20 protein-coding genes are annotated in these 24973 nt (G+C 38.5%); 13 read left to right on the top strand and 7 right to left on the bottom strand.

Features of this window, described 5'->3' with window-relative positions:
• Window positions 1-159: 159 nt before the first annotated feature.
• Genes J8M00_RS13445 through J8M00_RS13435 form a run of 3 tightly spaced genes read right to left on the bottom strand, consistent with a single transcriptional unit; the run spans window position 160 to window position 3769 of the window.
• Window positions 160-1299: an HNH endonuclease gene (locus J8M00_RS13445; protein WP_211010871.1), complete on the bottom strand. Its 1140-nt coding sequence runs from the start codon at window positions 1297-1299 to the stop codon at window positions 160-162.
• Window positions 1299-2003, bottom strand: coding sequence for an OmpA family protein (locus J8M00_RS13440; protein WP_211010869.1), 705 nt, complete (start codon window positions 2001-2003; stop codon window positions 1299-1301). Before J8M00_RS13440 ends, J8M00_RS13445 begins: the two co-directional genes overlap by 1 nt.
• The gene (locus tag J8M00_RS13435; RefSeq protein ID WP_211010867.1) at window positions 2003-3769 is read right to left on the bottom strand and encodes a MotA/TolQ/ExbB proton channel family protein; all 1767 of its coding nucleotides are present in this window, start codon (window positions 3767-3769) and stop codon (window positions 2003-2005) included. The genes J8M00_RS13440 and J8M00_RS13435 overlap by 1 nt, the downstream gene beginning before the upstream one ends.
• A gap of 147 nt (window positions 3770-3916) precedes the next feature.
• Between J8M00_RS13435 and J8M00_RS13430 the strand changes: the two genes are divergently transcribed.
• Genes J8M00_RS13430 through J8M00_RS13420 form a run of 3 tightly spaced genes read left to right on the top strand, consistent with a single transcriptional unit; the run spans window position 3917 to window position 6827 of the window.
• Window positions 3917-4144 carry a hypothetical protein gene (locus J8M00_RS13430; RefSeq protein ID WP_211010865.1) on the top strand — a complete coding sequence of 76 codons (228 nt, stop codon included), beginning with the start codon at window positions 3917-3919 and terminating at the stop codon, window positions 4142-4144.
• Window positions 4145-4201: 57 nt separating this feature from the next.
• Window positions 4202-4438 (top strand): hypothetical protein, encoded by a 237-nt coding sequence (locus J8M00_RS13425; protein ID WP_211010863.1) that lies wholly within the window; start codon window positions 4202-4204, stop codon window positions 4436-4438.
• A gap of 1 nt (window position 4439) precedes the next feature.
• Window positions 4440-6827: an ATP-binding protein gene (locus J8M00_RS13420; RefSeq protein WP_211010861.1), complete on the top strand. Its 2388-nt coding sequence runs from the start codon at window positions 4440-4442 to the stop codon at window positions 6825-6827.
• 580 nt (window positions 6828-7407) lie between these two features.
• On the opposite strand, the gene J8M00_RS13415 is transcribed toward J8M00_RS13420, so the two are convergent.
• Window positions 7408-7899 carry a VOC family protein gene (locus J8M00_RS13415; protein WP_211010933.1) on the bottom strand — a complete coding sequence of 164 codons (492 nt, stop codon included), beginning with the start codon at window positions 7897-7899 and terminating at the stop codon, window positions 7408-7410.
• A 125-nt stretch (window positions 7900-8024) separates the two neighbouring features.
• Here J8M00_RS13415 and J8M00_RS13410 point away from each other — a divergent pair, with 125 nt between their 5' ends.
• The 3 genes from J8M00_RS13410 (at window position 8025) to J8M00_RS13400 (ending at window position 11382) form a co-directional block, all read left to right on the top strand.
• On the top strand, window positions 8025-8912 hold the full coding sequence (locus J8M00_RS13410) for a LysR family transcriptional regulator (RefSeq protein WP_211010860.1): 888 nt from the start codon (window positions 8025-8027) through the stop codon (window positions 8910-8912).
• 547 nt (window positions 8913-9459) lie between these two features.
• Window positions 9460-10125 (top strand): hypothetical protein, encoded by a 666-nt coding sequence (locus J8M00_RS13405; RefSeq protein WP_211010858.1) that lies wholly within the window; start codon window positions 9460-9462, stop codon window positions 10123-10125.
• 351 nt (window positions 10126-10476) lie between these two features.
• The gene (locus J8M00_RS13400) at window positions 10477-11382 is read left to right on the top strand and encodes a DUF1444 family protein (RefSeq protein WP_211010856.1); all 906 of its coding nucleotides are present in this window, start codon (window positions 10477-10479) and stop codon (window positions 11380-11382) included.
• Between the two features lie 346 nt (window positions 11383-11728).
• On the opposite strand, the gene J8M00_RS13395 is transcribed toward J8M00_RS13400, so the two are convergent.
• Together J8M00_RS13395 and J8M00_RS13390 are read right to left on the bottom strand one after the other, a co-directional pair.
• Window positions 11729-12001 (bottom strand): helix-turn-helix transcriptional regulator, encoded by a 273-nt coding sequence (locus J8M00_RS13395; RefSeq protein WP_247687363.1) that lies wholly within the window; start codon window positions 11999-12001, stop codon window positions 11729-11731.
• A gap of 561 nt (window positions 12002-12562) precedes the next feature.
• Window positions 12563-13858, bottom strand: coding sequence for a PD-(D/E)XK nuclease family protein (locus J8M00_RS13390; RefSeq protein WP_211010854.1), 1296 nt, complete (start codon window positions 13856-13858; stop codon window positions 12563-12565).
• 218 nt (window positions 13859-14076) lie between these two features.
• On the opposite strand from J8M00_RS13390, the gene J8M00_RS13385 reads away from it, so the two are divergent.
• The gene (locus J8M00_RS13385) at window positions 14077-14583 is read left to right on the top strand and encodes a GNAT family N-acetyltransferase (protein ID WP_211010852.1); all 507 of its coding nucleotides are present in this window, start codon (window positions 14077-14079) and stop codon (window positions 14581-14583) included.
• Between the two features lie 478 nt (window positions 14584-15061).
• Here the strand turns inward: J8M00_RS13385 and J8M00_RS13380 are convergent, their stop codons facing one another.
• On the bottom strand, window positions 15062-19054 hold the full coding sequence (locus J8M00_RS13380; RefSeq protein ID WP_211010850.1) for a hybrid sensor histidine kinase/response regulator transcription factor: 3993 nt from the start codon (window positions 19052-19054) through the stop codon (window positions 15062-15064).
• A 314-nt stretch (window positions 19055-19368) separates the two neighbouring features.
• Between J8M00_RS13380 and J8M00_RS13375 the strand changes: the two genes are divergently transcribed.
• The 6 genes from J8M00_RS13375 (at window position 19369) to J8M00_RS13350 (ending at window position 24839) form a co-directional block, all read left to right on the top strand.
• Window positions 19369-20946 carry a hypothetical protein gene (locus J8M00_RS13375; RefSeq protein ID WP_211010848.1) on the top strand — a complete coding sequence of 526 codons (1578 nt, stop codon included), beginning with the start codon at window positions 19369-19371 and terminating at the stop codon, window positions 20944-20946.
• A 912-nt stretch (window positions 20947-21858) separates the two neighbouring features.
• Window positions 21859-22140, top strand: coding sequence for a helix-turn-helix domain-containing protein (locus J8M00_RS13370; protein WP_023402153.1), 282 nt, complete (start codon window positions 21859-21861; stop codon window positions 22138-22140).
• Between the two features lie 12 nt (window positions 22141-22152).
• Entirely contained in the window at window positions 22153-22731 is a 579-nt protein-coding gene (locus J8M00_RS13365; RefSeq protein ID WP_211010846.1) for a hypothetical protein, read from the top strand.
• A 535-nt stretch (window positions 22732-23266) separates the two neighbouring features.
• The gene (locus tag J8M00_RS13360; RefSeq protein WP_211010844.1) at window positions 23267-23542 is read left to right on the top strand and encodes a helix-turn-helix transcriptional regulator; all 276 of its coding nucleotides are present in this window, start codon (window positions 23267-23269) and stop codon (window positions 23540-23542) included.
• A 16-nt stretch (window positions 23543-23558) separates the two neighbouring features.
• Entirely contained in the window at window positions 23559-24179 is a 621-nt protein-coding gene (locus J8M00_RS13355) for a hypothetical protein (RefSeq protein ID WP_211010843.1), read from the top strand.
• Window positions 24180-24311: 132 nt separating this feature from the next.
• Entirely contained in the window at window positions 24312-24839 is a 528-nt protein-coding gene (locus tag J8M00_RS13350) for a hypothetical protein (protein WP_211010841.1), read from the top strand.
• The last annotated feature ends 134 nt before the right edge of the window (window positions 24840-24973 follow it).

The following is a 24973-nucleotide window of genomic DNA, read 5'->3' as shown; positions in this document are numbered from 1 at the left end:
AACTGATATATCACAAGCGATTTGTTAATTCGTTCCAACAGGTGCCATCTAATTTAGGTTTTACGCACTTAGGCAATTGACCTTGTTTGCTAGCTGAAAACCAAAACCACCTGTTTTTAATGGCAATATCATACCCTTTTTGCTACCTAAAATTGAGCCCTAACGGATGTATTTTTGCATCACATAAAAGTTGGCGAGCCCGTCACTGGCTAACCATACATCCCAGCCCAATGCTCTTAATGCTACTAGTTGTGAGTGCTCTATCACCACGGCAAACTTTTTACGCGGCCAAGCGAGGTCAATCGATACCAATTCATTGCCAAGTTGTATGCAAATACCTAACTCAGGCGTGGGTAAGTTGTGTTTTCTGCACTTTAGCAATAACCCTTCTAATGCTGAGTCTGCATATTGCAGGACATCTGAGTATTCACTACAGTCAAATTTATGTTGCTCTCTTCGGAGTTGATTTATTAAAAGCTGGTCTTTGTGAGTCACCTGCATATATTCATGCTTTGGCTGTTTTTTATGGCAATCTAAGCACAGTGCACGCATGTTATTACTGGAGTTATCTGTCTTTACCCCGTTAATATGATGTGTATGTAAAAGCCACTTGTATTGGTTCAAGTCAACGCCGCACTGCTCACATGTATAATTTTGTGTTTGTCTATATTGACTAGATATTTGTTTCCAGTCTTGCGTATAACTACCAATTGATGTCTTCTGTGTAGGATAGTATTTGAAGTAAGAACTATAGGTTGAAAACAATTCAGGTAATCTTAGGCTTTGGAAAATTTCATTTCGTTCATTATAATTTTTATCAGCATAGCCCTTATAATTAAGAACCTCTAAACAGTTCATGCATACACCTAATTCTGCTATTCCTTCGACTTCTCCTTTAGTTATTTTGCTTTTTCCTTTAACTAAATATTTTCCATTAATATCATTAGTCACAAAATAACTATCATAACGACCATCATTCCTCATTGCTTCCAATGTTCTACACTCAGCGACGTGTAGACGTTTAGCTCTTTTTAACTTTCCATTTTTTATTACGTCTTCAATGGGTAGTGTTTGCAAAGGTATGTAGAGTAAAACTTGCCGACCCTTATATGATAAAATCCCATTATCGTTATCAATTTCAGTTAATTGTAAATCTTCCCCTAACACCAGACCTTTACCAAGACCACTATCTATTTCATTTAATCGACCCAGCCCTGAGTCGAGTTTAATCTGTTTATCCGGCGCCCCCATTCTAGCTACGGCTGCTTGTAGCCCACTGAGGTCTATTTCAATTTCCATTACTCTTGCGCCTCTAAAATGCGCTTAATCTGAATGTGTGCATTGGTGATGGCCCTAAAGCTCACTCGCCGTGATTGCTCGGCGTCTTCTTTGCCGTTTTCAGTCAAAATTAAACGCGACGAAGAAAAGCCAACTGCCGCGATATTGCGTTTTATCCAAGCCGTTTCCTCTGGCACTAAGTTATATAAATAGGCTAAAACCGCCCGAGTTCTGCCTTGTGACAGCTTCATATTTTTAAAATAGGCTTCTTCTTCGGTGCTATCTTTGTTCCACTCGCTACTGGTGTGGCCTTCAATCCTGACTTCATCAATTGAACTACGAAATGGCTTGAGTACGTTTAAATATCGCGGGAAAAAGTCATCTAGTATGCGTGCAAATCGTGGTTTAATGTCAATTTCGCCGCCGTCAAACAACACATCTGGTGATTGAAAATTAAAAGCCAGTGTTTCTTTGTCGATCTCAGCGCCCCATTTTGCTAAGTCTTTTTCAAACTCTTTCATCAGCGAGTCATAAATGGCGACTTGGTTTTCTTGATAAGCGACTGCAACACTCTTTATTTTTTCATTTTCTTTCATGGTGTGGCGCATAAATACAATGGCGATAAATAAAAACACCATCATTAAGCCTGCCATCAAGTCTGAGATAGACAGCCAATGCTCACCGCCCTCTTCTGACGCTTTGCGCTTACCAAAAATATGCTCCATTACACCGTCGCTCCTTGGTCAACCACCCGCTTCATTTGCTGTGTTAGCACTTGGTAGTCATCTGCAAATTTGCCAGAGATTTGGCCCAGTGAATTAGCCATCAGCTGTAGTGCCCGCGTGAGTTCTTCTTGCATCGACTGGTCAATCATTTTGAGCTGATTTTCAACAGTTTCATGTGTTTTAGTGAGTTGTTGGTTCGCGGCTTCTTCAATGGCCACAAACGTGCGCTGGGTTTGTTGCATTTGCTCTTGAGCTACTTGCTCAACAATGCGTTTAATATGTTCGGAGACTTCATTATTGGTTGCAACTAAGGTATCCCTTGCTTGTTTGGTATCTTGCGCAAGCTCCGAATTTGCCTCTTTAAACGTGGTGGTCATGGTGCGTGCTTCAACGACCACTTTTTCAATTAAGTCACGCATGTTGTTGTTTAAATCAGAAACCGCGTCTTTAATGTGTTGCTGCATCTTGTCACTGCCATCTGCTAAATGATCTGAGCTGGTTTGCAAGCTTTCATTTGTTCTGGAGGCTGAATGTGTAAACTCTGTACTGGCAAGATCAAGCGCTTTACCCATATTTTCTGAGCTACTGATCAGTTTGTTGCCAACAGCGTCAATACCTTGCTCAGTAGTACTAACAAACTTATCTAATAGCGCTTCTGAGCAGCTTATGTGTTTATTAATGTATTCGTCAGAATGCGTTAATAATGATGTGTAATGTATGCTTGCTTCTTCTACTGCCGCCCCAATATCCTGTACGGTTTGTTGAACATGTTGCTGTATTTGAGGCACTGCTTCAACAGCTTTGTCGCGCATTTGCTCAAACGCGGCTAAATGCCTTTCTAGTTCAGCCAATTGGTGCTGATTGACTTCCATGACTTCAGTGAGGTTATCCATAGACTGCGGAATTGATTTTGCGTGCTCGTTAATGCTTGCCACTGACCCTTCGGTTTTAATAATGGCTTCAACTCCATGGCTGTACTGTGCTTTCATTTCTTCGAGTTGAAGGCGGTAGTTTTCTTGCCACTCAACGAGTTTAAACACTGCCTCATTAAGCTGTTTAAAGCTGTCGCCAAACTGCTCGGTGAGCTTTTGATTAAAGTCGGTAATCACGTTATTTAAAGCGGCAATAATTTCTTCTGTAGCCGATTTAGACAATGTATCTGCAAAATCTTGCAGTTTGATCCAAAGCTTATCGGCAAATTCTGTTTGCCTTTGCGACTGTGCCTCAAATTGCTCTTTTTGCAATGCTTGTGCTTGCTTAAAATTATCGTTGCCATCTGAACGCAATATTTTAATTTGGCCTAGCAAAGTGCTTTCTTCATTTCCAACTAGTGCATCTTTTAGCTCGCTGGTTGCAACCGTTTGCGCTTTTATCGCTGCTAAAATGGCCTCTGGTGAGGCATCTGAGACTACTTCGCTACCTTGATCTACAAAACGCGTCGTCAATAAGGTTTTAAATATGATTGACAGTAACAGACCTAACAAACTTGTAAAAAATGCAGTCTTTAAGCCAAACAATAAATTGGAAATGCTGGAGTCTATTTGAGTGTGATCAAAATAATACAGCCCCATTACAATACCGGCGAAAGTACCAAATATCCCCGCAGTCGTTAAAAGCGTTGGTACATAGTTTACAAACTCACTTTGCTTTTTATTTTTTCCAAGATAGAGCCCGATGATAAAAATCATAAAGAGTATCACACCAAACCCAATAGTTATGGTGCCTGAACCAGACTCAAAAAATGTCGCCTGCACTGAGGGTTGCATATAATTTCCTTTTGCAGAATATGTATAAATTATTACACATTACTTTAAATCAATTACTCTAAATATTACAACACATTACAGTATTTAAACTGAAAATTATTACCATCCCCAACTCTTTATTTCTAAAATAACAACAATAGAAATATTTTGCTCAGATTCACCACACGGATCAGCCTAAAAGATATTGGTTACCCCAACCCGATAGCCAATGTCGAAAAGATAAAAGTACAGGAGCAAGAGCAGGCGCTCCTGACTCATGAAGATATAACAAAGTTGTTCAAAGCAATTGAAGGTGAAAGGTCTCGCTTGAATGAAGCCAACTACATCTATATTGATTGGCCTTACGAAGTAGAATATGCTTTATCTAACAAATAAAAACCAAAGACACCACTCTCAGCCTACAAAGTTTCTTAAAAAATAAAAGGAAATTTTATGCCAAGACCAATGTATCAAGCAAAGAAGTTTTTAATACAGAAGCACAATTTTATTAGCATCATTCTAAACATTGTGAATTTAACAATTGCCATATATTGGTTGCTCAATCCAGACGATGGTGGTTTGGAACCTCTTTTGGTGACAGCTATAGCTTTTTCAAGCGCACTAAACTTCATTCTCTCCTTGCTGAAAAGTAGAGAGGAAAAAATCCTACCACTTGAAATTAGGAGTTGACATGTCAAAGGAAATATACAATCCCATGCCGCATATTATTGACTCCTTCTTACTATCTGAAAGTTGGCTTGACAAATTCATTAATGAGTACGAGAAATCATTTTCAGCTGAAAAAAGTAAAGAAAAAGAAAGAATAAAACAAGTTAAAAAACTTAGGCGTGATGCAAAAAACCTCTCATTAAACGAATTTAAAAAATATTTAATAAAAAATTACAAAGAAAAAGATGGTGAAATTTCCACCAGGGCACAATATTTAAAACAGAAAAATTGCCTCTTGATTTTCGGAGGTGTTGGCTCAGGAAAGACAACTGTCACCGATATAATAAAAGAAAGAGCAAAATGTTATTTTGACTTCAATGAACATATAAGATCTCAAGGAGCAAAAACTTCGATAAAGTTGTTAGAACAAAACTTTAGCTTTTTTAAAGAAAAGTACAGCTATTATGATGATTTTATTATTTTTATCGACTCACTGGAAGAAGTTATTGAACTTACGGGTTCAAATACCAGCGACATAATTGAATTCATAAAAAACTCAACAGTATTTAAAAATTCAAAGTGGGTTATCACTACCTCAGATACCGCTAACATCATATATGATTCAAATTATAAAAAAATAACAAGCTTTGGCTTTGAGGCGAGTAAAGAAAATGCAAACGGAAGCTCATCTGAATTTTACTCTCTTTTTGATGGCTGGTATAACCTAGATAAACTGAACAAGGAAAAGTCAATAGGGCATAAAATATGGAAATCAAACATTATTGACTCAACTCATGATTATAAATATGAAAAAATTGAGCACTTCCCTCCCGCACTAATTGAAATTTTGTCTAAAAACATCCACCGAGGGAATTTTGATACTATTGATAATATTGACATTTTCCATGTAATTGTGAGATATATCTTCGAAAAGGTTGGAGTCATTACAAGTTCAGAAGAACAAGCTAGACTAATGCTGCTTTTTAGAAAGATATCATATTACCAAGTGGATAAAGAATTTTTAAAAATAAATTTTTGCCCCCTAGGAAAAATTGAAAATCAAACTGAAGAAGTTGCACTAAAAGTCCTACCAGAAATTACGAAGTTCAAGTTCCTCACGCACATATTTAATATAGAAAGTAGTCATTATTTTATCAGATACCCTCATGTTTGGGCATACAACCTTGCCAGCTCATTAATATTGGCCAATAAGGAAGAGTTTTCAAACCTTAAACTTTTAAAAAGTTTAAAAAACAACCAGCTAACTGTAACAACAAAACTGTGCATTTTAAAATACCAAATTGAAAAACAAGAAAAAGAGCTTGATGAAATCATTAACGGTTTAGAAGATATTGAATACTTAGTATTTTTGATGGAATATTCTAGTAGGGATTTTATTAAAAATGTCCTGGAGAGAGTAACTAAGTACATCAAAAAAAACATAAGTGAGAACTCAAGAAAAATTACAAGAAGAAAGGACGGAGTAAAGGTTTTAAGTTATATATTTCATTTAACTTTGAACTCTGTAGAACTGAGCAATCGTTCTACCAAAGAAGTAAGTCAGTTTTGTATAATAATATCTGCAATTTTCAAATCTATAAAACAAGATGATGTACTTTCTTTGCAGTCCACATTCGAGGTGATCGAGTCGTTCTTCTATAGAGTGAGAGAGTATTCCAACTTAGTAGTACACACGCTATTAGAGCTCTTCTCTATGATACGGATTAAAAACCTTAGCCCCATTCACGAACACTTTCTTTATCAAGTATGTAACTCTTTTTTCCAAATAACCAACTTTCATCAATCTTCATTTGAAAGCCTTTTCCACTCAAAAGGCTTGCAAAATAAAGCATACAAAGGATTTTATAGGCTAACACCATTTTTCTTCTCTAGAGGCTTCTCGTATTACCTAAGAGGAGGCCGTTTCGAAAGTAGAGATACAACCGCAGAAGTCTTCTTAAGAACATTAGTAAATAAAAGAATATATGAAGGAAGAACAAAGAAAAATAACAAAGATCTTACTATAAATTTTAATTTTCATATTCGAGCGGGTTTCCACAAAGCTGTAGGATCATTAATTCGTGAAAGTTACAAGCGAGACTCTGCAATAGCTAAAAACTCATTATTTGTAATTACATCACACTTCAATAAAATGATTACTCAGCTCACAAATAGAAAATATGAAAAAGAAAATTTAAAAAGAGGCATGTTGTATATTATAAGACATATCGACATATCGAAAAGCACTGATGGGACCTTTACCCTTCCAGAAGACTTTAAAGAAATTGTGATTTCGAATATAAAAAATAGAAATGAGCTAATTAAATTCAAATTTATAAGCAAGAGTGAATTTATAAATCATATAGAGGAAAGAATGAATACGATATTAAATACCTCTACTGACTCATAAACCTTAAGTTCTCTACATAAGTCAAACGATACGTGATACCTAGAGGATTTTAGCTTGCATCTTCCACATTTAAAACACGGCTGCGGCTCAGTAAAATTTTCAGGTAACTCTGTTACTATTCAACTAGAATGCTTTATAGACCCGTGATTATTAGCCAATAGTAAAACGGCATAAATTAACAAAAAAAGTCACTCAACCTTACTAAATATATTTATTAAGGTTAGTGACAACTCTATACTGTAACAGCTCTATTTTATGATGGCTCTACACGCTATAACTATTAAACACAACAAGTAAAAAAATTCTAAATGATTTAAGCTGCCATATACAAAATCCTTTTTACAAATATAAAAAATGAAAAATCATTATTGTTATATTATTAAATCGCAACGACTGTATCGACTTACTCTGGCTATGACTTGTTCCATGCGGAGCAATCATTGACAATGATGCTTGATTTATCTTCTTTGAATACACTTTTGAAATTTCAAAAAATATAAATTGATATATAAATGCTTTCACAAGTCATTTTTCGTACTCAATTAAACCCCTCTACCCCACTTCCTTCTACCCACTCTTCTTACTCATACTCTGACGCATACGTATCTTCATAAGAATGTGAATAGAATTCAAATAGATTGCCAAAAGGGTCTTCTAGATAAACCATTTGCGCTTGTTTTAACTCATCTTCTGGATGATAGCGCATGATATCCATTCGTACTTTACCGCCATATTCTTCAACACGGCTGATTGCATTATCAAACTGCTCTTTTGGTAGCTGTAAACAGAAATGGAAGATCCCCAAGCGAGAGAAATCAACAACGTGACGTGCATCACGGTCCACCATTTCAAAAAGCTCAACACCGATACCATCACTCGTTACTAGGTGCGCAATATTAAAACCCTTAAATCCTTCGCCAAATACTGCAATACACATGCGACCAATGGCAGACTCTCGTTCTTCTGTTACTTTCGTGTTGTTCATTACAACTCTAAGACCTAGCGCTTTAGTGTAAAACTCAACCGCTTTGCCCATATCGCCAACCATGATACCAACGTGATTCATTTTCATCATTTACCCCTGGATATCTCTTTAACCTATGATCTAATTGTTGAGCAAATGATATGAAAAGCCTTTGATTAGATAAAATTATCAAATATTATTAAAATGATAATTTAAAATTATTGAAGGTGTTTATGCTAAACCCAATCTGGTTAGAAACTTTCATTACGCTTGTGGATACCGGGCACTTTACGCAAACGGCAGAAAAACTGTATATGACTCAGCCCGGAGTTAGTCAGCACATCAATAAACTCGAAGAAGCGTGCGGGCATACCTTGATCAAAAGAGAGAAGAGATCATTTGTCATTACCGAGCAAGGTCAACTCGTCTACAACTACACTAAAAAATTGCTCAGAGGTGAAAAGTCTCTCTTTGAGCAGCTAAGCTTTGACGACCCTTTTTCTGGACAATATTCTTTAGCATGTTCAGGCTCAGTATCATTGTTGCTTTACCCAAAGTTATTAAAACTTCAAAATAAATATCCAGATATTTACATCAATATTAAAGCTGCACCCAATCATCAAATTTTGAGTGATATCAAGAGAGGGCATGTTGACCAAGGAATTGTGACAGATATACCAAAAGAAAGTTTTTTTGATTTTGAGGAGCTTGGTCAAGAAGAGCTTTGTTTGATATTACCGCACAAGACTGACGTTAATAAAAACTGGAAGCAGCTATTGTTAGATCTAGGGTTAATTTCTCATCCAGATGCCGAGCATTATTTATCGTTGTACTTCGGGCAATGTCAAGAACAAGCGTTAAAGCAGCTTGATATCAGCAAAATCCCTGTCGTAGGTTCAATTAATCAAATTAGCCAAATCTTAGAGCCGCTCGCTCACGGAATTGGATTCACGGTCTTGCCTAAAAGTGCCGTGGATAGCTTTCATAGCCCAAACCTCATAAAGGTCCTCAAACCTCAACAACCTGTGATGGAAAGTTTATATTTGGTTCGCCAGAAAAATAGACAGCTACCCGTTCGTTATGAAACCTTGAATTCAATTATCCGAAAGACATGGGCTTAAATCGACTATTTAGCCCTAGACCCCCTCAATAAAAATCATCGATAAGCACACTTTAAACTGAATTTTACCTATTGATATGCGGTTACAGGTCTTTAAATTTACTCCATAGAATTACGAATATAGTGCCCTCTGGCAAGGAGATTTATATCCGATTATTGCATATTCATTATCGTCGTCGTGGCTATTTACCATTTGTAGATAATGGCAAAAGTTAACAAAAAATTTAAGAGTGAATCCTTAAGTAGACGCAACACCTCATAACTCATCCAATACAGCAACGGCCCCCTATAAATAGTTTAATCGCCTTTATTTTTTGATGTAGTGTATTCAGTAGCGCGCACTCCCCCTAAATAAGATATATCTCAGTGCTTTTACATCACTCATTTCTTCAAACAAGCCCGTGACGTGACCCTTTTCTCCAATACTGAACACATAAAAAAGTAAACCAGCCAATTGAGTAACAAAAAACAACACAAAAATACACATTGATTACATTATTGAAAATATGTTATTTTTATTTTGATTTTTTAAACACAAAGGAAATAATGTGAATAACAAAAAACTAAAAACAACCATTATGACAACTCTCTTTGGGCTGACTCTAGGCGCAGGTTCTTTCTCTGCAATGGCAGATAAAGTTAATTGTCGCATGGAAACCACATCTCAAAAAAATATCTACAGTGGTACTGCACAATGTACAGGAACATTTTGGTATACCACCTGGGAAAATAAGCGCATTGTCAGAAAGCAAGGTTCTAAGTCATTGCAGCAATACTTTGACCCTACACCAAACTCAAGTGCCATCCTATCAGGTATCGCATACGTAACGACCAGTTCATATGGCGGGCAGCCTTTGAATGAATCATTCGTTGTGAAATGCTCTGCAAGCATTCCATTCAGTCATAAAGAAGATGTCAAAGAGGAAGTATGTGACAACACGCCAACTGCTTATGTTGGCGTAAACCACCACGAGTTTTGGGATGTTAGTTTTTGGGCTAGCGGTCGAGATGAAGACGGTACCATTGTTTCAAAAGAACTGTGGATCGATGGTGTAAAACAATCAAGCAGCAGTGTGTGGAAAACTTCCTCACAAGATCGCACTTACAATATTCGTGTTCGTGTAACAGACAATGATGGTTATTCATCAGAAGCAACGCGCACCTATCGCGCAACAAACAAAGGTCCTTTAATGTGTGGTAAGTACCCTTGCTAATCATTATTTAAGTATCGATTAATACATTTAAACAGCGTCGTCCTATGTCGGCGCTTTTTTATGCAGCATACAGCAGCTAGCTAATTTGACGCTAACGGATAAACGGCGCTATCAAGCCCACTCTCTTTTGGGCAATTTTCATCCTCGACGTACCTTTTTTTGGAGCGGCTTCCCAAATCCATAATTTTTATAATCACATCACAGTGTCGGCTTAGTTAAATCTCGAAGTACCATAACATTGCAGCCACGCATGATGCGCGAATTATTAAATATATAATAAAAACAAACACTAAAGACACAGAAAGCAAATGCAGTTATTATATTGAAAAATTTCGACTAAGGATTTAATTAATGAAAAAAGCGCTATTTCTCTCTTTGGCAGTAGGGTTATCGTCTTCGTTTTACGCTGTATCATCACCAAGTTCGGAGGCATTGCTTTCTGAGCAGGCGTTCACAAAAGCTTATTTGAAAGAGGTAAAAAAGCACTTCAAGGATGCACAATTTAAGGTTACTGATAATTTATCTATTGAAGTTACGTACTCAACAGGCGCGACTTTTTCAACAAATCTCGTAAACGCTTATTTAAGATACTCAGAAGAAAAAGACACACTTGAAGATATATTTGCAGATTATATAGATTCGACTAAAAGTGCTCGCCAGTTATCAGAAAAGTCAAAGTTACAAGTTAGCCAATTAAGGCCCGTTATTAAGCCAATCTCTTATATCGAACATATAACGGCTAAAATAAACCAATCAAGTGATAAAAAGGTCCCTTTCCCATTTTATTACGAAAAAATTAACAATGAGCTCGTTCTGCTATTAGCAATAGATACACCTGCAAGCATTCAGTATGTCAGTAAAGAGAAGATGGATGAATTTAAGCTACCTGTTGAGCAACTCAAAGAGATTGCGAAGTCTAACTTAGATACACACCTCACTGAACTAGGTGCAAAATTCCAAAGAATTGAACAAACAGAAGGCAGCAGTAACATACATATGTTTATTGCTGACGAGACCTACGAAGCCAGCGCTGTTTTCTCAAATTATTTTAAGCAACAGGTCAAAGCGACATTCGAAGGCCCGGTCGGACTAGTTTTCCCCAATAGAAGCAACGTGTTGGTTGTACCACTAAATGATGAGACTGCACTTTATCAAATTGCGATGCTCGCTTATTCTGAGTATCCAAACCTATCTTACAACGTATCACCATTTGCATATGAATATAACGATGGTGAGCTAAAGCGCATTCAGTTTTAAGTTTTGGGCCTCCTGCCTCTTGCTCACAAGCAAAAGCTAGAGCTCCATTTTTGAAACAAGCCCCTCATTAGGCGTTTTCCCTTGCAATCACCGTAAGGTCTAAAACGCCTGTCACTCCTCGACCTTACCTGTCCACAACTGAAGTGAGTCTGGAACATATTGCAGTTAAAAAAGCAGTTTGCCATTTTTGCCCAGCCGTTTTTCACCAACGAGTTGCTCAGGATACTTTCTGATAACGATCCTGTACTGACATTTTTAGTTGCTTTGCGTGGTTGAGAATGGAATACAGGTAAGCCTCGTCACTGCATATCTTTGCCACGCAATTTCTCGATGTAATATCGTGTATTTACTTCCTTTCAAAATACTGGATATTCGGTAAACAAAACTCATCGCCAAATATTAAATACATCTCGTACACCAGCTCCATGGTCATATAGGTTTTACCGGTTTCAAAATTACTGATCGTCGCTTGGTCAACGTTGAGTTTATCCCCAAGTTGCTTTTGCGTTAAGTTGTTACTTTTTCTGGTGCTCCTTAAATTGTTTTGCATTTCGACCATCAATTTATTTATTACTAACCTGCGCCTGACTGCGTCATGTCTCATAAATCTACTAACCATACAATTTCCTTATAAGTAAGTGATCAAGTTATTTAAACGGTATCCATTTTATATCCATTGTAGATCACCTAAAAATTATCCTATGAAAAAATAGTGTTAAGATTTTAATCTGCTGGGTGTGAAAAAATCTTCAATTACCAATGAGATATTGGGTAAGTGCATGAATTTAATGTTATAAAGCAGCCTCAGTTAGAATCATCAAAGTGTTGGTGTACAAGTCATGATATAACTTGAAATGTTCTCAGTCACAAATAACAAGTTCGGACTCTGCAAATAATAAGCGTCTTTATCGTCCACTTGAGCACTGTAAAACAGCCACTAAACACGCGCTAAATCAGGTCCTTTTACATAAAATATATAGCCCAAAGCGAAACCAATATATTGAAGCTGAAGCCATGCCAAATTCAATTTAAACAATAGTGAAAATATACAACTAATGAGCTTTACTGATTAACAAAAAGACGGTGAGATGTGCCTTATTACTATGTTGGCATACAGGCAACTAGTTGCGCACTCTGCCATTTATTAAACCTTGTTCATTGTTTTTGATTACCTTGAACCTTACTGGTTTTCCAACACATTGTAAGGTGTTAGGCGTTTTTCAAGCTCAACCACAGCAAGAAATACATCACTTTGCTCATTAAAATCAAGACTATCAAATCGTTCGATTAAACTCAGGTGTCTAAATCGCCAGTTGCTCTGTCGTTTCATCTCATAAGATTCAGCAACTTGCTCCGCTAGTTCATGGTGGCTCTTTAGGCCTTTTCTACACACATGGATTGTGAGGGTGTAGTAAATTTCATTGTCATCTGATTTTTTACGCTCAAAATCAAGATAATATGGCCAATACCCACTTGCGGGGCGGTGTTTTTTAAGCATGCAAATCACCGAGTCTGAATAGATCTCAGTAACAAAATTAGGAAACGTCTTTTTTATCCATTCGTTAAATAAATCAAACTCATTGAGGCCATGAAGCTGCTCAAACACGTTGTGATGCTTTTGCACAATAAGTGCCTTTTGAAGGGTATCATCGTCATACTTCTGTTTGGCGGGGAGTATTTTTCCAAAAAACATTGCTGGTGTTACAGTGATCAAAGCGCAGCGCCGCGTGCCAACCTTAATAAACTCAGACTCAAGTTGACGGATAAGCTCACAGTGACCTGCCGACACCTGTTTTAATAACTTGCTGCGACCTTGATAATAGGGATCTGTTTTTTCTGACCAAGTACCAAATACATAATGATACAAGTCTTTGAGCTGATGCTCGTGTTTAGATGTAAGTAATGCCCTGTCAAACAAATCTCTTAACGCATCCTGTAGCCATGTGTCGTCAACTTTCACATAACGTTTATCATATTGCGCACCATGATGTTGAAAGTGGCTATCAGATAAAATATATACCTTTTTCCAACCTGAGTAGTTTTTCTCTGCCCAGTTGGCATATTTTTTAAGTTGATCGTTATGAAGCTTCGAGCCATCTTTTCGCTCGATGATTATCAATAGCTCCTGATTAGGGTCCAGCAATGCGAGATCAATACGCGCGCTATTGGCTTGTAGTTCTGTCATCACTTTTGTTTGGCAAAATGAGCTTGAGGCAAGTTCAAAAGCTGAGGGGAATAGCTCAAGCTGCTCATCACTGGCGCAGCTGTATACATGATTTAGCAAAGCTCTTAAAAAATAATCCCCCTGTTGGTGGCCCGCCATAGGATCTAGCAACCAGGCTAACACAGCTGACTTACGATTTTCATCTAATGAGAACAGTTCAAGTACTGAGTTTTGCTCGCAGCGGCTGGTTAACGCCTGAAAATCTTTATCAATAACAAGGTTACACAGCGCTTTTAAAGTTTGAGTACTCATGATCCCTCCTTGCGACATAAAGTTGCAACATAGCATCTCTACTCTATTTTTATCAAGCACTTATACTTTGAACATCAGATGGCATGACGCATTTTTTAAGTGTTGAAAACAACTTTGCTCCCATCACCCTATTGACCTGTCTATTACTTTACAGTTTAGAGTCACACTCATCGTAATAAAGCATCGCAAAAAATACCAATGACTATCTAGGAGTCAAAATGAACGTTTATATTCGAGACGAACAATCCCGTGACGCAGAGCACATAGAGTCGCTAACTCAAGCCGCATTTTCTGAAGTTACGTATTCAAATCAGTGCGAACATTTTGTGATTCGAGCTTTGAGGCAGGCAAATGCACTCACAATATCGCTCGTGGCTGAGTATGAAGGTGCAGTAATAGGCTATGTGGCTATCTCCCCAGTTGTACTCTCGGACAATCAAAATGGCTGGTTTGGATTGGGCCCTGTAGCAGTTTCCCCTGCTCAGCAAGGTCAAGGCATAGGTTCGCTATTAATCAATAAGGCGCTTGAAGTGCTTAAGCATACACATGCTAAAGGCTGTGTGGTGCTTGGAGATCCGGCGTATTACAGCCGCTTTGGATTTGTGACCAATGAAAAGCTAGTGTTAGCCGACGTGCCACCAGAATACTTCCAGGTGTGTGCATTTACCCAATACGTGCCTACTGCTGTCGTCACGTATCACAACGCCTTTAGTGCAACATCTTAAACCAAGTTAGCGGGAGAGAAGCTTAACGCTCCCGCCTTATTAAGCTACAAATACTTTTCCTGTAATGCGCTCACCGAGCAACCTTTTAAGGCTACCTGTTTGGTTCCTCACCACAATATAAACTCGCACTGCTATAGGCCGGAGACTTTAACGCTAATTAATAAAGAATATACAATGTAATTAGCTTCTCTCATTTCAATGCCTGCACTCATTTGCGCCGCTTCTTTTAATACACAAGTAAGCAACATCGACATCAAGTTAACACTAAGTAATACCCAATCATTATTTGCGTGTTTCCTATGGTATTCACCAACTCCATACTCAAGCAATGTAGGGTGGCAATCGTCGCAGATCAGAGCTGTGCTCTAAGAATGTCGCCCAGAGAGGGATCTGAAAACAACTGAGCTATTTTAAATGTATAACTCAATTGCCAATGTTGAGGAATACTTAGCACCCAACACTGGCTATTTTGACATTATTACAATTTTAACTGGTGTTTATCTCGTTGCTTTTGCACATAACTTTTGGCCGTCATGCCATATTGCTTTTTAAAGCATGCACTAAAGTAAGATGCCGAATTGAACCCAACCAGTTCCGACACAACCGCCACACTTTTACCATGCAATAAAGGGGTGATCGCTTGATACAGGCGGTACGTTCTAAGGTACTCATTTGCCCCCATGGAAATGATCGCCGTGAGTTTTCGATGCAGTTGCCGCTCACTCAGTGCCATCTCTTTAGCAAGCTCAGACACGGTAATGTCTGGGTTTTGGTAGCGCTCGTGGATCACCCCATCTAGTTTATCCAAAAAGTCATAGATGTGCGGTTCATCTTTAAACTCAAATTTTGGCAACATAGGTAAACTGTCAGCTGCTTTTTTATCCCCTTGCTCAATGCGCGCATGCCATCTTGCAGCATTGGCTGCATAGTGCGAAAACACATTGCGGACTTTAAGCTCTAACGCTGGTACGCTAAACGGTTTAGTTATGTAATCATCGGCTTGACGGCTGAGACCTTCAAGTTCTCTCTGTTCATTTAAGTTGGCCGTTAATAAAATAACCGGAATATGCGCAGTTAACGGGTCTTGTTTAATACGGCTCAGTAATCCAAAACCATCAAGCTTTGGCATCATCACATCGGAAATAATCAGATCTGGAAGTTGTGCTTTTGCCACTTCAAGGCCTTGTGCACCATCGACAGCAACCTCTACTTTGTAGTCATGCTCAAAAATACTACTGAGCAAAGTCAGCATATCTGGCGTGTCGTCGACGATAAGAACAGTCTTATCGCTCAAATCATGGCGCGAACTAGATACTAGGGCCTCATTTTCAGAACCCGATATGGCAGGAAGTGCATTGAAGGCCAAACTAAACTCACTGCCCTTGCCTAACGACGACACAACATCAATGGACCCGTTCAGTTCATCTGCGATCGCCTTTACAACACTCAATCCGATGCCCAAGCCAACGTTTTGCCGTTTACCTGTATCGGTTCGATATTCGGGTGTAAAAATGGCATCCAATTCACTTGGCTCAATACCTACCCCTTCGTCTTGAACTTGCAAAATACAGCGGGGCTCTGTTTCATCACCTTGCAAACTCAGAGAGAGGGATACAGTTTTACCCACAGCGCTATATTTAATCGCATTGCTTAATAAGTTACTCACACATTGTTCGAGTTGATCTGGGCGAGCCAAAACATGGATATCGTCTTCAACATTTGTGTTAATCGTAATGTCGCTTTGTTCAGCCATTGGGCCAAATGCAGCTATCTGCTCTAGACAAATTTGGGACAAATTAAAGCTGGTGAGTGACTGCGTCGGGCTGACAATCGGCAACTGAGATTCTTGATTAAGGTTAGACACCCGCATTAACTGCTCTATTAATACCTTTAAACGCTTGGCATTGCTAATCACGATGTTTGCCATTTTGCTGCGCTCATCAGGCTGTTGAGCTCTGTTGAGTTGCTCAGCTGGCCCTTGAATTAAAGAAACAGGCGTCATAAGTTCGTGAGAAAGTGTTTTTAATAGCAGAGTTCGCTGTGCTTGTGCTTGTGCCAATGCCTCAGACTTTTCTGTAAGCAGCTTGTTTTGTTTACTTATTTCTCGTGTTTGCTCAGCAACTTCGGTCTCCAATGCGGTTTGGATCCGTTTCAAAGCTGCAATGCGAATTTGATAAACAATATATAACATCAATATCGCACTGAGGGCATATACACAATACGCCCACACAGTCGCATACCATGGCGTTTTAATCGTAAAAGAAAATCCACTGATGTTCTGCGACCAATTTCCGTCACTGTCTGTACTTTGCAGTAGCAAGTTGTATTGGCCATGAGCCAGTTTGGGGATCATTAATACACGGCTTTTTCCCAGATCAACCCAAGTGTTAGCGACCCCTTCAAGCTTATACCGAAATTGTTGTTTAGAAACACTGGTAAAGTTGTTGTTAGCAAGCACAAAGCGCATACTTGCGTGCTCGTAAGGAAGCGCCAACAAATTCTCTTGATGAAAATAGCGCTTCGATTGCCCGTTTGCAAAAGTGAGTTCAAACTCACTTACTTTAGGCATCGCATCAGAAAAACCAAGTTTGTCAGGGCCGAGTAAAGTCATGCCATCTGGCGCAATAAAAACAAGTTGTCGCTCAAAAACAGTACCAGCACTACCTAAGTACCCTTGTGTAAACAGGCCATCCCCTTTGTCAAAATAGCGAACCTTCGAATCTGAACTGTCAGGAGACCATCCCATCACACCAAAACTACTAGCAAACCACGCATAGCCCGTTTCATCAAACACAATACTGGTATTTGTCAGTTTGTTGAGCTTGTCAGGTAGGGGCTTCCATGACTGGGTTTTGAGATCGAGTGCCCGTAAACCACTTTCAGTTTGAACAAATAAGAAGTCAGTTGGGCTGAGAAATAGATCATAAACCGCATTTGAAACCCCTTCACCTAACTCTGTTTTTAGTTCAAAGCGCTGTGTACTGACATCAAACGCTTGCAGCCCATTTGATGTAGCCACCCACAGGAGGTTTTTATGAAGAACCAAGCTATGTATTTCATCGCTTAACAGGCCTGAGTTTCCACTATGAAATCGCTCGATGAGTTTGGTATGTGGGTTTAACCGCGTCAAACCATCAAAACTATGGGACAGCCATATGGTTTGCTCATCTTGAATTGCAATGCTGTATATCGCATCGGGGATATTATATTTTTCAAAGTCAAACTGTTGAACCACAGTCATTGATTGGGGTTCGACCTTTACCAAGCTTTTATAGAGGCTGATCCACACATGTTTACTCGGTGATACAGCCATAGCTTGAGCTGATAAGTCTTCGGTATCAAGACAGCGTTGAAAGTCCCCCTCCAGCGAGTAACGGCATACTCCAGCTAATTGATCAGCAAGCCAAATAGACTCATCCGCAATTATTACATCATTAATTTCATACTGCTCGGTTTCGCTTGGGTGAGTAAACGCTCGGTTTTTAATTGCATTGTGATTGGCTGATAGCAGCGAAACACCTTCGCTGTAAGTGCCATAAGCCTTTACTTGTTGATCTTGATATAGAGAGAGCAATGGCGGTAATCCATTACTGACCTCCACCTTACCATTGCTTAAAGTCAGTAGGCCGGTGTTCAGTGACGCAGCATAAAGCTTGCTTTCACTTTCTTGGATATCAAATACATAACCAACAGTGTCAAACTCGTTCTCGTCGATATAGCGCATATCGAGCTTACGCTCGTTGGGCTCATAGGTAGCCAAGCCATAGCCATGAATGCTTAACCAAATTGACCCATTATTTAGACGCCACACTTTGTCAGCAAAAGTTGGCTGGCCATTTTCTTGTAATAAGTACTCGACTCGCAACGTATTCGTATCAACAAGCATAATACCGCTATCAGTCGCGAGCATCATTTTGGACTGCTCGACCTCGGTTATCGACAAAACTTGAGGCGTAATTAAACGTCCATCCAGCATCAGCGTTAATGGGTTAAGTTGATTTTGTACAAACTGGTAAAGGCCAGATCTCGCGCCAACCCATACGATACCATCGCTTGATTCAAAAACACTGTATGCATTTAACTGTGGGTGTGGCTGTGGCGGCTCTATCTGTTCAAAGCGCTCACTTTTAGCACCTAGTACTCCGACGCCCTGATCTCCAACAGCCCATAATCGATTTTGAGAATCAAACAATAAATCACGCACGCGTGTCGACTGGCTTGTATTTGGTGTTTTATGAGCGAAAAAGCGCACCGTGTTAGCACCATCAAATCGGGCAAGGCCTTGACCGGTGGCAATCCACATAAACCCAAGGTGATCACGTTCGATGTCAAACACACGATTGCCCGGCAATCCATCTCCCACGCCCAAAGCCAAATGCGTATCAGATTTGCCAAAGCTTTCGCTGCTAAAAAGCACACTAAAAATAATTAAAAAACCGACATAAAGCGCGGTGATGAGATTACTATGCATATTATTAATATATTGTTTTTATTGCTTATTTTTATACTTAACGTTGATAGACTCTGTACCTGCTCTACATAATAACAACAACTTAGCAATTATCAAACTTTGTTGTTATTTGTGATTTAAGGCAGATTATTACGCATTTTTGTCTGTTTTTCGCTATCTGTCGCGCCCCTAATTTCCCTATAATTACCACATTGACTCAGCCTGAGCCTTTAATTGAACTGAGCTAGTCAAGATTCTAATAACAATAGTTAAAGACACATTTGAGCTAAATTCAGCAGTATCCAATAAGCCTGCGCCAATAATAAGGAACGTGCATGTATAAATCACATTTAAAGACCCTCTCACTGGCCATACTCTGTAGCACCTTATTTACGGGCTGTGGTGGCGGCGGCGGTGGCCCCAAAGGACCCAGTATTGATCTGAGTAATAACAATAATACGCCTAGCCAAAATACCGGCTCGACAGCGTCAAATAATAACAATACAACCACAGGTACGGTGAATAACAATGGCGGAAATACCTCAACCAACCCACCCATTACGGATGATCATAGCCGCTATGCTCGACGTGGACGAGTGATAGACGGCTACGTGCAAGGAGCAACCGTTTGGCTTGATTTAAATAACAATGCGGTTAAAGATGAGAACGAACCCTCTGTAATTTCAACAGATAAAGGTAGTTATGAATTAGAGCTCACTGAAGAGCAAGCCCAGTGTGCTGCCTATGTACCAACTTATGTAGATGTGCCAGTTGGTGCCATTGACGAAGATCTTGGTGAAGTGACAAAAGCATATCAAATGGTTCTCCCACCTACTCTAACGAGCCTAGAAGGTGAAGATCAGCAGCACATTACACCACTTACCACGGTACTGTGGCAGTCGCTATACAAAACCGATGTATATAAAGATAAAACATGTACCGCGATACTTGCAGACAATGCGCTTCAAGAGCAGCTAAAAATTGTAATGCGCGAAACCATCGTTCAGGTTATTGAGCATTACAATATTTCTGAGCAGCAACTCTTCAGTGACTATATCGAGAGCGGTGACGAAGCACTACAAAAACTTGCTGAAGACATTGTTAAAGGACTTCAAGCAAGTGTTGAGAAATATCTAAAGCTTGCAAAAGAGTATGTAGACGCGCATGAAATTCGTGTTCTACACTATCTCGATACACCGCCAGAGCAACCAGATAGCAACGAGCTTGTTTGGTATAGAAGTATTCTTATTTATGGAAAAGACGGAAGCACACCAGTTAATCAGCGCGTACGCATGGATGACAATCTTGAGACGGTGTTATTTGTCCAATATGACCGTAAAAGAATAACCAGTCCTTGGAGCGATAACCACACCTATATTCAATCAACAGATTTGGTAAAAAACAGTGCTGACGATATCGGCCACTGCTTCCAGTCTGAGAAATTAGAAGTCAAAATTGACGGCATAACCTATGAGCTAAACAACTGGAAACGCATTGAGCGTACATCACAACAGCAAGCTTGTGATGACAAAGTTGACTTTAGTGATACAAAGAATCGCGTTCTATCTGTGTCTTACAGTAAAGATAGAGTTTCGTATCTGACCGAGTTTCATCAAGATGCAAATTCAATCGCTGAGCTCGACGACTGGTTAAATATGAGTGGTAAGTCAGAGATTCTAGACGTAATTGTGTTAGTGGCGTACTTCTCTTTGGCAGGCTACGAGTTTGAAGATGACGTCAACATTCCTTTTTCTTCTTGGCACAAGCGCATTACCGATGATTCGGGTGACAACCGTATCATCACCTCAAGAGACAGCGATGGCACATGGCAGCGCCAAACATATCAAGACGATGGTACTTATGTGCAGGAATGCAGTACTGATGGGCAAACCTGGACCACATGTAGTGATTAATTAAGACCTATTTTAAGGGCTGCTTTTATCAAAGTAGCCCAGAGTTCTCCCACAAAACGGTGTAAGGATTATTCAACTTACACCGTTTTTTGTACCTACAATTTGCCCCATAGACAGCCCTTGTCAGCTTTGCTTGTACTACCTACTGAATGGCCGAGTAAGCACCTAGAAAAAGCCAACATCAATATCCATATTCAGGCTCCAAAAGAGCCTTTTATTTAACTTTAGCCTCTTGTACGTGTAAATACTCAATCACACCATTTCAACTAACTTCTGAATGCACATCAACTATGCATACTGTGTGAACTAACACCCGTCCAAGCTAAATACAGACGGTGACGAACACTCAACCAATGCTGCACAAAGCAAACTTTTTTGTTTGATCTTTCAACCATAACAATGCGTAGTTAAATACGCTCATTGACTCAAGGTGATTAAAAAACAATCTTGAACAAGCGAGTGAGTTTGAAAAACAGACGGGTATCTTAAAATTAAATTATTGCGTTTTTATATCCAATATGGCGATGCAATAATGACAATATAGCATTACACTGTGATTCTTCAGCTTTTTATTGTTCATAATAAATGAACAATACAATAAAATTCATTAAAAAACATTCCACGCTACACTAATACTTTGTCATTAAACACCCTGTTATAAAAAACAATAAATTTTTTAATTTTTTGTCACTTCAAGGTTTATTTCTTAAAAACACCTTGATATTATCAACCGCAACAAATGAAATATTTAATAAACATCAGGTTTAAAAAAATCGAGTAAACGTTAAATTACCAGTTAGATAACATGATAATATTAATATTAGCTGCTATGCATCGCTAAATGCTTGCAATTACAGGCTTTTCAGTGATAGCTTTTGTTAAATTTGTTATCAAAAGGTAATGTTGGAACATATGAAACTTAGAATTCGACAACTAGGATTGTTTAATGGCTTATGGGGAGAAGCAGCCAAGTCGATAAGATCGATGCGTAAGGATGCAGGCCTCACACAAAGTCAATTAGGACAGAAACTTATCCCTGTAGTGGACCAAGCAACGATATCCAATTGGGAAACTGGTAAAACTCCAGTCCCATTAACGAGTTATTTTTTAATATGCTTTATTTGCGGCTTTAGCCCTGAAGAAAAAACTAAGCAACTACTCGAAAGTCAACAACCAGAAAACAAAAGAAATTAAAGGATATATCTGATGTTTGCTTATGAAAAATTTGCTGCTATATATGATGCAATTTCATATATGCTGATACCAATATACGTTATTTCTATGCTAGTTGCTTGGAAAAATATTAATATTAGGTATCTAATTGGTGTGGTTTTGGCCATTGAAATATTCGATGTTCTGACCCTTAAGTTTGCATTCAGCTTAGGCAATAATTTTTATCTTTGGGCTATTGTTGTAAATGTACTATTCTTTTTTGTACCTGTATTAGGAAGAAGGTTAATCGCGGCCAATTTAAGATCAAGGTTTAAAGTTTTCGAAAAGATTTATTTGGAATATAACTTTACTAGGCAAGAAGGTGGCTTGATTTTTCTATATGCATTAGCAACTTTAGTTTGTTTCATGGCATTTATTGAGGCGTCTCTTTATACTGCTGAGGTAATCACTGTATTCCCAATTATCGAAAATATATATGGTCCCGTAGCCTCAATTGCGCACATGCTTGAAGCTTTCCTGATTCTTAGTTTGGCTATGAAAGGTAAATGGGGTTCTATAATTGGAAAAGCGGATAAGCCAAACAACTATTCAAGCTTAAAAAGAAACGTATAGAATTCGGATAAAAAATAACAACTTGATTTCTCTTTCCCTCAAAAGAGCTTACTGAATGTAAGAGCTGTGATGTTATCAATTACGAAGCAAAAGTTCAAAGTTACAAAATGGATAACATCCACTATTCTAAAAGAGGTTTGATATGAAAGTTGTTGTGAAAAAACTAAAAGAACTCTCGTTATACGAGGCAAAAAATGTCAAGGGAGGCTGGGCTACAGGTGCCAGTGGACCAAACCCTGATGAACCTAAGTAAACACAAAAATTTGATTGTGAGTGTTAGGTTTGCGATATATTTTAAACATCCTCTGACACTTGCAATGTAGTTTTCACCTATCATAAAATTTTAAAAATGGTTTATAAAAATAACTATAAAGAGCTTTTCTTCGCATCAAAATACAGTGCATTATCAAGGCTTACATCTTGCTCGAAAAGCAACCTTCCCAATCAAAATATCTCAGCCTATTTATTTCCACTTTCATTATTGAAGTTTCGATGACGAATGCTATGGAGAAATATTAGTGGAAATATTAAGTTTATGAAGTTTAAAGCACTAATTATCAATGCTATAAAGTTACTTTGGTTAGAAATATCTATCGTAACTAAGTCAATGCGTCTAGATTCAGGGCTGAGTCAATGCGAGTTAGGGAAAAGACTACTTCCCTCAGTCAACGAGTCAACGATTTCTGCTTGGGAGGAAGGAGAGGAGCCCATCCCAGTATACCAATTTATAATGATTTGTTTTGTATGTGGGTTTACTTCTGAAAAGAAAACCAAACAACAATTAAAAAATCAGCGTACTGATAAAAAATAAGAATTGTAGGTGCCCAATGTTTAGCTATGAAAACTATAAAGCATTCTATGATGGCGTTGCTTTTTTCATTACTCCCATTAATTTTATCTGCCTACTAATTGCTTGGAAAAGCATCAACACGCGGATGCTATTAATTTCACTGATAGCGCTCGAAGCCATCGACACATTACTTACTGGCTGGTCATATACTCTAGGCAACAATTACCACCTTTATGGCGCATTTATATGCTCTATGTTTTTGTTCGCCGTTGTGTTCAGACGGTTGTTAGCAAAACTGCTCAGTAAGCATGTAAAGTTATGCAATGATGTATACAACAATTTCAGTTTCAGTAAGCAAGAAGCCGCTATTACTTTTATGTATGTTATTTTTGTCTTACTACATGTAATTGGGTTTATTGAAATAAAGCTGTATCAATATGATATTATTGATGTTTACCCTTTTAGGAACAATGTATTTCCTCCAAGTATAACTATTCTACACTTGCTAGAAGCACTCATGCTATTAAAACTATCAATTAAGCATATTCCTATTGATGAGTATGTACAGCATATAAAGAGCAAGTTTACAAATAATAGAAAGGTAGAGGGAACGAATAGTTACCGAGAATCTACTGAAGATAGAAACGATCGCTCGTAACTGCGTCTGTTAAAGGCTGCTCAAAGTTTTTGATGCTAACTGATGAAAAGTACTTTTCTTTTAATGCACTTGTTTTATTTGGTTAAAATAAGTGTTTTTCACTTAAAGTAAAACGCGCACAGGATTGATAACTTGCTCAATAGCGAATCTCTCAATTACATTTATTATGTAATTGGTCAAATTTCAACGCCAGTGTTTTTTATCGCGCTTATTGCCGGCTGGAAAAGCGTTAATACTCGGAGTTTGTTGTTAATTCTGCTCGTTGTAGAGGCCATCGACACCTTGGTATCAAATATCGCACTGTCTTGGCGATACAACTTTTACCTTTGGGTCTTTTTTTATAGTCTGATCTATATCTATGTTGTATTTGCCAGAAGATTGATAGCAATAAAATTGAGCCCCCATTTTAAGTTTTTTGATGAGGTTCGTAAAAACTACTACTTTAGTAAACAAGAGGGCGGGCTTATTTTTGTATATGCCTGTGCAAGCCTATTTTTATTTATTAACCTAATTGAAATCAAGCTGTATCAATATGGCGTGCTGGGCAGTTTATTTATAGTAGAGCAACTTTTTAGCCCCGCCCTCACCCTACTCTACTTGGTAGAAGCTTTACTGCTGCTCAGGTTATCGATTCGGACCCTACCGATTGATAATGACTAAGTGCACCTATAGCACAGCTGTGTTTGTGTAATAATGCGCTTGCTATCACATTTCCCCACTGTATTTAAAGTAAAACTTTGTATGAACAGAAAAAACTAAGTTACAAATAAAAGGTCCACAATGCATCAAAAAGT

The organism is Pseudoalteromonas luteoviolacea (assembly GCF_018100925.1).
GTDB classification, from domain to species: domain Bacteria; phylum Pseudomonadota; class Gammaproteobacteria; order Enterobacterales; family Alteromonadaceae; genus Pseudoalteromonas; species Pseudoalteromonas obscura.
Note: the sequence above shows the minus strand (reverse complement) of the source record. Positions and strands in the feature narration are given on the sequence as shown.